This window comes from Bacillus sp. J14TS2 (assembly GCF_018333015.1).
GTDB lineage: Bacteria > Bacillota > Bacilli > Bacillales > Bacillaceae_C > Lederbergia.
The window spans coordinates 35247-47236 of the sequence record NZ_BORE01000018.1; the positions used below are offsets into that span (position 1 = coordinate 35247).

At 38.3% G+C, this 11990-nt stretch carries 15 protein-coding genes; 11 read left to right on the forward strand and 4 right to left on the reverse strand.

The annotated features are described in order from the left end of the window. Nucleotides 1–56: 56 nt before the first annotated feature. From KI375_RS22380 to KI375_RS27560, 7 genes are all read left to right on the forward strand, one after another. Nucleotides 57–5564: a hypothetical protein gene (locus tag KI375_RS22380; RefSeq protein ID WP_212975622.1), complete on the forward strand. Its 5508-nt coding sequence runs from the start codon at nt 57–59 to the stop codon at nt 5562–5564. Further along, nucleotides 5561–6022, forward strand: a complete 462-nt coding sequence (locus tag KI375_RS22385) for a hypothetical protein (protein WP_212975623.1) — start codon at nt 5561–5563, stop codon at nt 6020–6022. Before KI375_RS22380 ends, KI375_RS22385 begins: the two co-directional genes overlap by 4 nt. Further along, on the forward strand, nt 6009–6227 hold the full coding sequence (locus KI375_RS22390; RefSeq protein WP_212975624.1) for a hypothetical protein: 219 nt from the start codon (nt 6009–6011) through the stop codon (nt 6225–6227). The genes KI375_RS22385 and KI375_RS22390 overlap by 14 nt, the downstream gene beginning before the upstream one ends. Nucleotides 6228–6287: 60 nt before the next feature. Then, nucleotides 6288–6530, forward strand: coding sequence for a hypothetical protein (locus tag KI375_RS22395; protein ID WP_212975625.1), 243 nt, complete (start codon nt 6288–6290; stop codon nt 6528–6530). A gap of 108 nt (nt 6531–6638) precedes the next feature. After that, entirely contained in the window at nt 6639–6899 is a 261-nt protein-coding gene (locus KI375_RS22400) for a hemolysin XhlA family protein (RefSeq protein ID WP_212975626.1), read from the forward strand. A 12-nt stretch (nt 6900–6911) separates the two neighbouring features. Beyond that, nucleotides 6912–7142 (forward strand): phage holin, encoded by a 231-nt coding sequence (locus tag KI375_RS22405; protein WP_212975627.1) that lies wholly within the window; start codon nt 6912–6914, stop codon nt 7140–7142. Nucleotides 7143–7185: 43 nt separating this feature from the next. Next, nucleotides 7186–8205 carry an N-acetylmuramoyl-L-alanine amidase gene (locus tag KI375_RS27560; RefSeq protein WP_244852965.1) on the forward strand — a complete coding sequence of 340 codons (1020 nt, stop codon included), beginning with the start codon at nt 7186–7188 and terminating at the stop codon, nt 8203–8205. Between the two features lie 30 nt (nt 8206–8235). On the opposite strand, the gene KI375_RS27565 is transcribed toward KI375_RS27560, so the two are convergent. The 3 genes from KI375_RS27565 to KI375_RS22425 all read right to left on the reverse strand — a co-directional run bounded on the left by KI375_RS27565 (nt 8236) and on the right by KI375_RS22425 (nt 9425). Beyond that, entirely contained in the window at nt 8236–8445 is a 210-nt protein-coding gene (locus KI375_RS27565) for a hypothetical protein (RefSeq protein WP_244852968.1), read from the reverse strand. Then, nucleotides 8435–8653: a hypothetical protein gene (locus tag KI375_RS22420; RefSeq protein ID WP_212975628.1), complete on the reverse strand. Its 219-nt coding sequence runs from the start codon at nt 8651–8653 to the stop codon at nt 8435–8437. Before KI375_RS22420 ends, KI375_RS27565 begins: the two co-directional genes overlap by 11 nt. 364 nt (nt 8654–9017) lie before the next feature. After that, a complete protein-coding gene (locus tag KI375_RS22425; protein ID WP_212975629.1) occupies nt 9018–9425 on the reverse strand; it encodes a hypothetical protein in 408 nt (135 codons plus the stop codon). Between the two features lie 133 nt (nt 9426–9558). Here KI375_RS22425 and KI375_RS22430 point away from each other — a divergent pair, with 133 nt between their 5' ends. Further along, nucleotides 9559–9777, forward strand: coding sequence for a LexA family protein (locus KI375_RS22430; RefSeq protein WP_212975630.1), 219 nt, complete (start codon nt 9559–9561; stop codon nt 9775–9777). A gap of 34 nt (nt 9778–9811) precedes the next feature. On the opposite strand, the gene KI375_RS22435 is transcribed toward KI375_RS22430, so the two are convergent. Then, on the reverse strand, nt 9812–10009 hold the full coding sequence (locus KI375_RS22435) for a helix-turn-helix domain-containing protein (protein ID WP_212975631.1): 198 nt from the start codon (nt 10007–10009) through the stop codon (nt 9812–9814). 154 nt (nt 10010–10163) lie between these two features. Between KI375_RS22435 and KI375_RS22440 the strand changes: the two genes are divergently transcribed. From KI375_RS22440 to KI375_RS22450, 3 genes are all read left to right on the forward strand, one after another. After that, nucleotides 10164–10346 (forward strand): hypothetical protein, encoded by a 183-nt coding sequence (locus tag KI375_RS22440; protein ID WP_212975632.1) that lies wholly within the window; start codon nt 10164–10166, stop codon nt 10344–10346. A 171-nt stretch (nt 10347–10517) separates the two neighbouring features. Beyond that, on the forward strand, nt 10518–11378 hold the full coding sequence (locus KI375_RS22445) for an FtsK/SpoIIIE domain-containing protein (RefSeq protein WP_212975633.1): 861 nt from the start codon (nt 10518–10520) through the stop codon (nt 11376–11378). Then, nucleotides 11344–11973: a replication-relaxation family protein gene (locus KI375_RS22450; protein ID WP_212975634.1), complete on the forward strand. Its 630-nt coding sequence runs from the start codon at nt 11344–11346 to the stop codon at nt 11971–11973. The genes KI375_RS22445 and KI375_RS22450 overlap by 35 nt, the downstream gene beginning before the upstream one ends. The last annotated feature ends 17 nt before the right edge of the window (nt 11974–11990 follow it).

The window sequence follows — 11990 nt, forward strand, 5'->3', positions numbered from 1 at the left end:
CCATTTTCAACTATTCGACATATAGGTACAAAATCCTGCAAGAAAGGAGGAAACCGATGCTTTATATTTTTGACCAGGATGATAAATTTCAAAATATCATTACACCAGATACAGGGCTTATTGATACTTGGTTTAAGGATTATCAAAACCATTTAATCGATGAGCCTTTTGTATTTCACATAGAATCATCGTCCGAACTGCTACCTTTGATAATCGAAGAAAACCAAGTTGCTTTTAGTGACCGAGATAATCGATTACGTTTAATGCGAATCAAGGAGATATATGAAACATCTACCAACCATCAAGAGTATATTGTAACCGCAAAATGTGAACCGTCTTATCTCGAACTATATGATCATTTCATTGAAGATAGACGGATTACAGACGGGACAGCGCAAACCGCCTTGAATCGAGCGCTTGAAGGATCTCGATATATTGGAGAGGTTACAGTCGATTTAGGGCTTGCCAGCGATAATTTTTACTGGACAAACGGTATTGATGGGGTGTTTAAAATCATTAATACTTGGGGCGGTGCGTTAGTTGATACAATTACTCTCGATGAAGATAACGAGATTATTGAGCGTAAGATCATCATTCAACAACGTTTGGGTGCTGATAATGGCTTAATTGTAGAGCCAGATTACAACGCTGAAAGAATTGAGCGTAAAACATTATCTTATCCAATCACAGCTATGTGGGGGCAAGGTGCTAGTTTAGAGATAGAAGATGAAAATGGAGAAGCTACAGGCGGACATACCCGTTACATTACATTTGAAGATGTTGAGTGGAAAGTATCCAAAGGCGATCCAGTAGACAAACCTAAAGGGCAAAAATGGGTAGGAGATCCTCAAGCGTTACATGATTATGGTTATTTGCATGAAGGTAAGTTACTACACCGTTTTGGCCATTTTAGTAATCAAGAATACGAAACACCAGAAGAATTGCTTATGGCTACATGGCAAGCGTTACAGGAACAAACATCACCAGAGATAAGTCATGAATCTACGATAAATGTTGATAGACCGGTGTCTTTAGGCGATACAGTTACAATATTGGATCGTAATTATAATAAACCAATTGAATTACAGTCTCAGATAACTGGCTTGGAATATGACGTTTTAGACATTGATAAAGACGTTTTAATAATCGTTGGAAAATATGTGGACATGAATCAAAATCCACTTGAAAGAGACATCGAAGATTTAAAAGAGGCTGTAAATAAGCCGCGTCCAATTGGCCCGATCACAAATGATCGTTTCCCGGATATAAAGCCCGGCATACCATCTAATGTGGAAGCAACAGGGGCATTTCAAACGATACAACTATTTTGGGACTACAGTAGCGAGGTTTATATCTCACACTACGAGGTCTACGGCTCCCAGGTAAAAGACTTTGTCCCAGATACTCAGCATTTACTGTGGCGTGGTCGTGTATCATCCTTTGCCCATGAAGTGGATACAGATCAAACATGGTATTACCGTGTACGGGCTGTTAATACGAGGGGCACAGCAAGTGATTACGGTCCACAGGTTAGCGCATCGACAGTAAGGATTATCAGCGATGATATTCTTTTCGGTGAAATCATTGCCGACCACTTAGAGGATAATCTGGATATAGCTGATAAACTCGCCCAAAATACGGTTGACCGAATTAATAAAGGTCCCATGGAAGAAATTGTTTATACCCAACAACAGATCGAAGCCACAGAGGAAAGGCTCTCTAAAGAGTTAAATAGTCGTATAGGCGATGTCAGCGCCAATATCGATGGGTTGTATGATGTAGCAGATGATCTTAAAGCGAGGGCTGATGAGACAGACCAATTACTTGCTGAATATGGCGGGAAATTCACCTCAATCGAGACCGATATAGACGAGATCGAGGGGAGCATTTCTGCCACAATCACTAGTGTGGAGCGTATCGATAATACTGTTAATAGCCACAGTGCTACTTTGAGCGCACAAGCTGATTTGATTGCAGCTAAAGTGGATGATTTGACTTACAAAAAGGATAAGGATGGCTTAATTGAAAGCATTGAAGCTAATTCTTTGGAATTGAGTTTACTGGCCGAGGGATTGGAGCTAACTGTCACAAGGAAAGAATTTGAAGCGTTAGAGATTAGCGGCAGGAACTTAGCGAGAGGAACGAGTAGTAATTTAACCACAAGGATTATAGGACAGTATGGGGCTAGTAATTTACTTAAAGTTCCCATCGATGGAAAGCTTGTCTCACATGGTGACCAAGTTACTTTTAGTATTTACGTTCAGGATATTCCAGAAGGCGAAACGGTATACCCTAGATTAGACTGGTATAGGGATGATGGAACATACACCAACGATGTAAATCAGGCCGGGAGAATTTCAAGTAATGGAAGGATACAGATAACTGCAACAATACCGAATGACAAAAGTTTTACAGAAATTCGCGGTAGAATAATGCCTATTAGTTGGACATCAAGTTACACGGTTAAAACTAAAGAGGAACAGTTAGAACGCGGAAACAAAATGACTGGTTGGTCTCAAGCCCCGGAAGATATAGAAAAAGAATTTACTACAATAAGAGGCAGAGTCGCAACGACAGAAGCTACATTAAAAGTACATGCTGATCAAATAGTAGCCAAAGTTGAACGTAATCAAGTTTACATTAAAAGTGAAGTTGATACTGCTTTGGGTAAAAAAGTTGATTTTAATGTTTACGAGGGAAAAGTCAGTGGGATCACAACTGACTTGAATAGTGTGAAAACTAGAGTCTCTAGCACAGAAACAAAAATTAATGGCTTAACTGGTGAGATGTCCAGTGCTTTGAGCCAGATTGCTAGTTTAGATGTTAAGGCTAACGGGATTGTGCAGAATGTCAGTGAGATTAGGAAAGATTTAGACAATGTCGATATTATAAGTTTTGATGGTGGTTCAAAGAAGTTTGAAAATATAACTGCTCGATCTTTTGGTTCATCAAGTGTTACTGGAGCCTTAGTTATAAAAACTCCAATAACTTCTTCGTATATGACAAGAGTTTCTATAACTGGATATAACTATGTTAGTAAAAATTCTGATATAGATTTAACCATATCTTTTTACGCTTATACCAGCAACACTTTTCACCAACATAGTTTTAAAAGTGTTGGTAACTACCCTGTAAATAAAGTTAGACTGGCAAGAGAGAATGGTAGAACGGTAATCATTATAGAAGATGTTGGGAGTAAATGGGCATATCCAAAAATTTCGGTCGATAGTGCGATAATCGGACACAACGCTCCACCAGAATCCTATAAAAACGGATGGGATATTTTAATAGAAAACAATATATCAAAATATACGAATACGGTTAATATTTCTGGCAAGGATGTACAAGAATCGATCACCAAAGCCGAAGGAAGTATCAAAACCCTTGCAGGAGAGGTTGAATTAAGAGCATCTGAAATATCCTTAGTAGACAATAGGCTAAAGGCGGCAGAGTCTACTATAAATTTATTGCCTAATGAGATTGATTTAAAGGTTACGCAAGGGTTGGGTGCTTTACAAATAGGCGGAACAAATCTATCACCAAATAGTGATAAGCTAGATGGTCATTGGAATGCTTATCAAGGTTCAAAAATAACTTATTCAAAAGTTGATATGACAGAAGAGTGGGGATTTAAAGAAGCGTATCGTATAAAATCAAGTGGTGGTACTGAATATATCAAAGGTGTATGGACATCTACCAACAAGATTGAACCCATGACATTTAACGATACTTACACATATTCACTATACGTTAAGAATATGGGAAATTACCCTGTAAGAATACATTTAAACGGTCTTTCGCCTGGTGGTGGTTCACAAGCGACAGAATTGCAGAAAAACGAAAGTAAAAGAGTTGTAATGAGCGGGGTTAGGCGTAAAGATTATGATTGGTTTCAGTCGATTTTACGTGTAACAGACGTATCCCATACCATAGATGTCATTGTTGGTAGGGAACAGGTTGAGAAAGGTAGCAAAGCTTCTGATTGGTCACCTGCTGTAGAGGATATGGTAGGAGTAGATAATGTACTCGCTTCTATCAACCTATCTAAGGAAGGCGTTCGAATAGTTGGCGACAAGATCCATTTATCTGGCCAATCTTTGATAGACGATGCTGTGATTGGTACTGCTGCCATTGCAAATTTGTCTGTTACAAATGGAAAAATAGCCAAGCTAGCTGTAGATACTGGGCAAATTCAAAATTTAGCTGTTACAACAGGAAAGATAGCCAATTTAGCTGTGGACGATGCGAAGATTGCCAACGTATCAGTCACGAAGCTTAAAGCAGGGGAGATCGATACGTCCATCATTAAGATACGTGGTGGATCAAGTACAGATTATTCCCTCATCGATGGCTCTACTATGGAACTAAGAGGTCGATATAATCGAGCTTGGCAAGGATCAACTACAACGCATGACGTTCGTACCCGTTTACAAAACGGCCATTTGCGATTCCGGAATGACAGTTTGGGGCGCTCTCTTTATATGTCTGAATTCGGCATTTCAACTTATTTGGATGGAGAAGGTGAATCTGGCGGATCTTCCGGTACTATTTCTTGGTGGGATAAAACTTATTCAACTACAGGCGCAAACGGATTGACAATTAACTCTCACGGTGGGGTAGTGGCGCTTGAATCTGATAAAAACATCGTTGCTATTAACCCATTTAAAGATGACTCTAACAGCAAGTTTTGGTTCACACGCTCCAACGATTATAACGATGGCTATTTATCCTTTGGTAGTAATCTAGGTGCTCCTTCAATGGCGCTTAGGTTTTTTAATGGTAAAACGGAATTAGCTATGGTGGACTCAAACTATCAACGTGGAGGAAATACTACTTTTGATGTGGGAAATTTAAAAGTAAACACTATTAGAAAGCGTGACGGAAGTGGCGGTGTTTACTGGAATGGCTCTTCGGGCGGGACTACAACTGGTGGAAATCTAGATAACACCTTATTTGCAACAGGAATAAGGTCCAATGATAGCAACATTTATCTTGCTACCGATAATGGCGGAACTGTGCATATAACAGACTATGCAGGTTATAACTCCGGAAAAGGAATCACCTACAGAGATTTATATGCAAGACAAATTTTTGCCAACACTATGCAGTTCAATGCGGATGCAGGTGGTACACACTTGTATCTTAAACCCTCTGCAAGCGGAGAAGTAAAAATCACAGCGCCAAATACTACCGATATTTATCGCCCGTTGAAGACATCGAAACTCTATGAAACTTCAAGTGAAAAGTACAAACGTGATATTAAAATCTTTGAAGATAGCGCGCTTGATATGATAAATAAATCAATCATTTACGACTACGAAAAAGATGGTAGCTATGGCAGAGAAATAGGATTCATCATTGAGAGAGAGATGCCTGAATTATTGGTTGAAGGGGACGCAATTGATGGATATTCTCACCGAAGCTTAAACACAAAAGCCATTCAGGAGCTTGATGTAAAACTGGATACAAAATTTTATGACCTAGAAAGTCGATTGGATGAAAAAGACTTAGAAATACAGTATCTCAGACAAAAAATAACACAATTGGAGGAAAAAGTAGCATGAAAATTGAAATCGAAAACGGGAAATTAGCAGTGGCAATTAACTTTTTGTATGGCTTGAAATTGGCAAGAAAGCAGTCTAGATTCCGTAGGCATTTTATTAAGCTCATGCAGGATCGACTTAAACAGGTTGAAGAAGATCGGAAAGAGCTTCTACAGGAACATTCTCATAAAGACGAAGAAGGCAAAGCGATTGTAAAACCGGACGGCAATTATGACGTCAAGGATATGGTCGCTTTTTCTAATGATGTCAAAGAGTTGAATAGCGAAAAGCTGATCATCGAAGGAGGCGATAATCGTGAGATGATCCGTACCATTAAGGTTGTGCTCAAGAAGTTGGAGGACCAGGAATATGAAGGACAGGACAGTGAGATTTACGATTATCTAGCTGATCAATTCGATATTGACAACGAAAACGAAAAAACAGAAAACGAAGGAGAGGAAGAGAATGATGCAAATTAATCAAATTACACCAATGGAAGATAACGGAGAAATTAAAGGATTGAAGGTTTATTTTTCTGGGAATATCGCCGGGATTAATCTGAATGGAAATATTCCATTTGATAATGGGGAGTTCGAAGAATTTTTCCAGGGAAGTGAAATGAAGACGGCAGTTAAGCAAAAAGTAATTGAAAAGATTATGAACGGGGAAGCTCCTGCTGAATAAGGATTTTTATGATTTCATTTTCCTCCTAGTGTGTCGATAAAGGAAGTAGGAGGAGATTCTATGAAACCGGAAGTAACTATTCTAAAAGTTTATGAAGATGAAATTACAGAGTATGATTTTCCGATATATCTTACTGGTTATGATCCATACACTGACCAAAAATTCAAAGGAAGTTTCGTATACAGTAATGGTTTATTAAAGCCGATTTCATATTCTACGACAAAAGGAGAAAAGATAAGCAAGAAATTTATATCATGGGCAAATGCTGCTATTTTGAGTTTTAAAGAAGAATATTATAAGTGAAATAAATGAATACAGATTAGAGAGTTTATTGCAAAGAGTCCTTAGGGGCTCTTTTTCTATTGGCTGAAAACTAGAGAGAAGGGGGCGGATCGCTTGGAGGTTGGAGACATGGACGTGTGGAAAAATCAGGTGCAACAAGATATTAGCGATTTAAAGCAAGAACAGGGACAAATAAAAAACGACGTGGCGGCATTAAAGATCAACGACAAACTACAAGATAGTGAGATTAGTTACCTGAGGGACATGTTAAAAGAAATTCGCAACGATACCCAGTGGATAAGACGTAAGGTCACGGGAGCAATCATTACAGCAATTATCACGGCTGTAGTCGGTGGGCTAGTCGGTATTGTGTTGACAAAATTATTCTAGGAGGAAATTGAAATGAACAAAATCACAGCAGGTACATGGGCCAGAACAATCGTGTTGATTGTAGCCCTTATTAATCAGGTACTTACGATGTTTGGATTAAATCCCATCCCTTTTAGTGACGATGAAGTCTATAACGGTGTGACGGTGTTGTTTACCGTTATCGCCACTCTAATCGCATGGTGGAAGGATAACGATATTACAAAAGAAACCATTGATAAGAAGGAGCGAGCAGGGCTTAGATAAGCTTTGCTCTTTTTCATTTTAAAATTTGAAAGGATGATAGATTATGGTCAAAGTAGCATTAGATGCAGGTCACGGAGGATTTGGAGTCACACCAGGCAAAAGGACACCAGCAGGTGAATATGAGTGGAATTTTAATGACAAGGTAGTCGTGGCGGCCATTAAATATTTAAAGCAATATAAAGACGTAGAGGTATTGCGGTTAGACGATCCAACAGGAAAGACGGATGTACCATTAACCACACGAACCAACAAGGCTAATCAGTGGGGTGCGGACATCTTAATTTCAGACCACCACAACGCAAATACAGGTAAGTGGGGAAGTTGGACAGGAACAGAAGTCTATACCTATGACAAAAACCTCCCGAGTGCTGAAAAGCTTGCTTCGATTGTCCTTAAACATATTTTAAAAGCTTATGGACTTGCAAATAGGGGGCACAGGAGAGCTAATTTCCATATGCTTAGAGAGTCTAAAATGGACGCCATTTTAATCGAGGGTGGCTTTATGGACAGCACAATCGACATTAAAAAGCTTAGAGATGATAAAGTATTGGACGCCGCAGGAAAGGCAATCGCTGAGGGGGTCGCTGAATATTTCGGACTTAAAAAGGATACTTCTGCATCTAAGCCCAAGCCTGATACTAAGCCCACAGGGAACACTTACAAGGTACTTAAAGCAATCGGCGGCTATTCGACTGCAACGGATGCAAAGGCAAAGAAAAACAAGAAGACGACTGTTAAAGCAGGAACGTATCAAGTATTTAATAAATCAGGTGGCATGATTAATGTAACCACTAAGGCAGGCGTTCCAGGTAGCTGGATCAATCCCCAAGAAAACAAGGCAACTAGTAAGCCTAAGCCGAGCGGAAAGACCTTTTTGATCAAGGTAAAAGCAGATACGTTATGGTACTATGATAAGCCAGATTGGAATGCTAAAAAGGCGACAGTCAAAAAAGGTGAAGTGTTTACTGTGGTAGATACTCTAACGGTGAATGGATCGAAAATGTACAAGCTGAAAAGTGGCACATACATGACAGCTAATCCTAGTTATGTACAGAAAGTGTAATAAAAAATAGCCCTCACGCTTGTGGGGGCTTCACTTGAACAGTTTCTTAATCAATTTGAAAATATCAAACGTAGTGCGATTATAAACCTTATTATATACAGCTTTTTTAGGATTCCTGACTGCACCATATCCCCGCGGCATCTTCACCCCAGCCCGGTGAACCACTTGTCTTTTAATGCTAGTACGTGCGCTTACTCGCTTTTTTAGACTGGGTTTTCTCATTCCAATTTTAACTTTCATTTTTCAACACATCCTTGCGATCTTCCCAAACATCATTCAGCTTCAACGCATTATCCAAAGACAATTTCTTTATTTCTATTTCCCCATTTTTCAACCTTGTAATTGTACTACGATTAATTCCAGTTAATAGTTGGATTTTGTAGGCTGTTAAATCAGACTGGAGCAGCGATTCAATATTTCGAATGATCTCATGCTTAGCGTTCATCATTCAATTCCTCCAGCTCTTTTTGTAGTTTCTTTTTCTTGCGAGTTAAAACCAAACCCCAAATGCCTAAGGCCCCAGCAACACTCCATATAATTGCCATCAGTATATAAAACATAATTTATGTGGTATACTTAGTGAAAGAGGGAAGGGGCTTAACCCCCTCTTCTCTTTCTTCTAATTTCTAGCCTTAGCTTTTCATTTTCTAACTTTGTCTTTTGGTTGCTGAGCCATAATTGACGCATTGTTAGAATTGAAATAGCTAGGGCTATTATTTTACCTAAGCATTCCACTTGTTCCCCTCCTTTCTATACTTTTATTATACCATTTTCGTTGCACGTGTGCAACGTTTTTATGAATGTTTTTCCGTTTATTTTCTTTTATTGTACCAATCGATCGGATCCATTTTTTCCACATTTCTTATTTGCTCAATCGTGCAACTTGTAGATCGACCATTCTTTAAGGATAAGTGTATTTGATTGTCTGTATAGCCAGACACCATACATTCTACGTCTTTATAATAGTTACCGTCTTTTTTTAACGCATTAGCTTGTATAGCAACAGGGATATTATTTATAAAAGCTTGATACAACACTTGAGAGATTTCTTCTTCCGTCATTTCTTTTTTCGGCTCAACCTCTATTAGTCGGCTGTCCACTTTCTCTTTTTTGAGTGCTTCGTTATGGTCACTTAGCATTAGGCCCATCCATTTCATAATTCCCCGATCTTTATAACCTATCTGCTCAGGAGTGATGCGGATTATATTTACTTCTTCCATGTTAACCATTCCCTTCCTGACTTATATTGAAATTATTATATCAGAACGAATGTTTGTAAATCAACTTGAAATAGATCGTACGTTCTTATATAATTAACATAAAAGAGAGAAAATATACAGGGGGAATTTTAGGATGAGCAACTTACAAAAAGAACTTTTTTCAGCGATTAAGGATTATGTGGAGGTTAAGGGGTACTCTCCTTCCTATAGAGAATTGAGGGACATACTAGGTGTTAAATCAGTATCTACAATTTCAAGAAATTTGGACAGGTTAAAAGAAAAAGGTTATGTTTCTTTTATGCCAAGTTCCCCGAGAACACTATCCATAAATAAAGAGATTATTTTTGAATAAAAAGAATCCCCGTCATTTATTTGGCGGGGTTTAGTTATTTTTGTTTACTGTAAAAATCAGCTACAGAGCATCCTAGTAATTCAGCTAACAGTAAACCTTTTTCAAAAGGGATGAACAGCTCAAACTTTTCATATTTCCTTAATTGTCTTGTTGTAGACCCTATTTTCTCTGCTATGTAATCTTTCCTCAGACCACTTTCATTTATCAAATCTTCAATATTACATTTCCACATCTTATATCACCAATGTAAATATTCTTTAAATTGATTCAAATTCCTTCTTAAATAAACTAAAAAATTATAAGCTACCTTAAAAATTCGGGTGGACATGCATTATTTAGGTATTTACCCATACACTGAATTAATCACTGAATAGGAGAGTGACATCATGGACCCTTATACGTTTGGCATGGTTAGTGTGGGAGTGGCTGGCGGATCACTGGTTGTCGTTTCATATTTAGAGTCTCGAGGGGTAGTGATTAATAAAACGTTGATCGGCATAGCCTTGGAAGCTTCAAAACTTGGTGCAATTTGGTATCTAATGAAAGAGATGGCAAAAGTTTTTCTGTAGCCTTGACGAGTGAAACGAGGAAAAGGAAGAATACAATAAGTATTCTTAGTTGCCGCTAGAGTGAAGTTTTAAGAAGCTTGTACAATGCTTGATGTAGCAACGAAAGAACAGTTCAGTGAATCCTTCTCACGATGAAGACTAAACTGAACAATACAGTGAAGAGGTGAGTCTATGATAGAGTGGCTTATTCCCCCTGCATTAGTCCTGGGAGCTTCCATGATCCCCAATAAAAAATTAAGCAACTGGAAATACGATCCTAAATATATTTATCAACATTCTTGGTTGACACCCATCGGAAAAGTTAGGAAAGTGATCTATCACAGCTTTGAAGATTATCCTCACATGCTTGTGGGAGGTACTACACGATTTGGTAAAACCGTATTTTTAAAGAGTTTATTCACATCTCTAATACTATCCAATCCAGACCGCGTGAGAATCCATGTGATTGATCTCAAGGGAGGTTTAGAATTTGGGGAGTATAAACGTCTTCCACAGGTGTTAAACGTTGCAGACGACCTTTTGAGCGCATGTAAGCTTTTGGACATTGTGTACAAAGAAATTAAGGAACAACAAAAGAGATTTAGAGAAAAAGGCTATAAAAATGTATCGGATACGAATATAAGAAAAAGAACCTTCATCATTGTGGATGAAGGAGCAGAAATGTCGCCTAAATTGGTTAGCAAAGAAAATAAGCCATACGCTGAATTGGCTCAAAATTACCTTGGAGAGATCGCAAGGATCGGGGGAGGGTTAGGTTTTAGATTGATCTTTGCCACCCAGTATCCAGTGAGAGAAGCCGTACCTGGGCAAATCAAAATGAACATGACAGCTAGGGTTGCTTTTAAAATTCCGGAGCAAGTAGGTAGCCGTGTCATTCTGGACGAAATAGGAGCAGAAGAATTGGATCCAGTAAAGGGGAGGTCCATCTATAAAGTGGCCAATAAAATAGAAATGCAATGTCCTTATATTAACGACAAGATGATGGAGGGATATTTTAATGAACAGAACAGAGATGATCCTAACGCTAATTGATCGATTAGGCGTAGTGAGTGTAAGGCAGCTTCATGACATTTTAAAGCTTGGTACTTATCGCAATACCTGTAGAGTCATTAATCAACTTTCTACTTATCTTAATGTGGTCAGAAGCAAGGAAAAGATTGTCTATCTTAATAAGGAAGGGAGGGAACTGATCGCTTCTAATAATGAGGTTAAAAAATCTATCCTATTTGATCACATGCTCTTAGCAAATGAAGCTTATATTTATTTTAACTGCCCAATTGACTGGAAGAGAGAACAGATCACAGAAGTGATCAAAGAACCAGAATACAGCTTCAGAATACAGGTTAAGGGATTGAAGCAAGCTGTGGAAAGTAAAAAGATTATCAGCGATTCCATATTTACTCGTAATGGCTATGTTCATTTAATCGAGATCGACAACACTAGGCAGATGTCCGATAATCTTAAAAAAATCAAAAACTATGAATCGATGTGGGATGACATCAAACAAAAATATAAGCTCCAGCCAATTCTTTATTTTTTCACCGTTTCGGAAAACAGGAAAAGAAAGTTGGCCAGAGCCTGTAAAAGTTTAAGGGCAGAGGTATTGAGTTTTAGTGAAATAAAATAATTAAATTTTCATTTAGT

What these genes read in the sequence shown, in the direction of transcription:
- KI375_RS22420 (WP_212975628.1), bottom strand. Translation starts at nt 8,653, where the DNA reads ATGATGAACGCTAAGCATGAGATCATTCGAAATATTGAATCGCTGCTC.
- KI375_RS22445 (WP_212975633.1), top strand. Translation starts at nt 10,518, where the DNA reads ATGATAGAGTGGCTTATTCCCCCTGCATTAGTCCTGGGAGCTTCCATG.
- KI375_RS27565 (WP_244852968.1), bottom strand. Translation starts at nt 8,445, where the DNA reads ATGAAAGTTAAAATTGGAATGAGAAAACCCAGTCTAAAAAAGCGAGTA.
- KI375_RS27560 (WP_244852965.1), top strand. Translation starts at nt 7,186, where the DNA reads ATGGTCAAAGTAGCATTAGATGCAGGTCACGGAGGATTTGGAGTCACA.
- KI375_RS22425 (WP_212975629.1), bottom strand. Translation starts at nt 9,425, where the DNA reads ATGGAAGAAGTAAATATAATCCGCATCACTCCTGAGCAGATAGGTTAT.
- KI375_RS22450 (WP_212975634.1), top strand. Translation starts at nt 11,344, where the DNA reads ATGAACAGAACAGAGATGATCCTAACGCTAATTGATCGATTAGGCGTA.
- KI375_RS22435 (WP_212975631.1), bottom strand. Translation starts at nt 10,009, where the DNA reads ATGTGGAAATGTAATATTGAAGATTTGATAAATGAAAGTGGTCTGAGG.
- KI375_RS22385 (WP_212975623.1), top strand. Translation starts at nt 5,561, where the DNA reads ATGAAAATTGAAATCGAAAACGGGAAATTAGCAGTGGCAATTAACTTT.
- KI375_RS22380 (WP_212975622.1), top strand. Translation starts at nt 57, where the DNA reads ATGCTTTATATTTTTGACCAGGATGATAAATTTCAAAATATCATTACA.
- KI375_RS22400 (WP_212975626.1), top strand. Translation starts at nt 6,639, where the DNA reads ATGGACGTGTGGAAAAATCAGGTGCAACAAGATATTAGCGATTTAAAG.
- KI375_RS22440 (WP_212975632.1), top strand. Translation starts at nt 10,164, where the DNA reads ATGGACCCTTATACGTTTGGCATGGTTAGTGTGGGAGTGGCTGGCGGA.
- KI375_RS22430 (WP_212975630.1), top strand. Translation starts at nt 9,559, where the DNA reads ATGAGCAACTTACAAAAAGAACTTTTTTCAGCGATTAAGGATTATGTG.
- KI375_RS22390 (WP_212975624.1), top strand. Translation starts at nt 6,009, where the DNA reads ATGATGCAAATTAATCAAATTACACCAATGGAAGATAACGGAGAAATT.
- KI375_RS22405 (WP_212975627.1), top strand. Translation starts at nt 6,912, where the DNA reads ATGAACAAAATCACAGCAGGTACATGGGCCAGAACAATCGTGTTGATT.
- KI375_RS22395 (WP_212975625.1), top strand. Translation starts at nt 6,288, where the DNA reads ATGAAACCGGAAGTAACTATTCTAAAAGTTTATGAAGATGAAATTACA.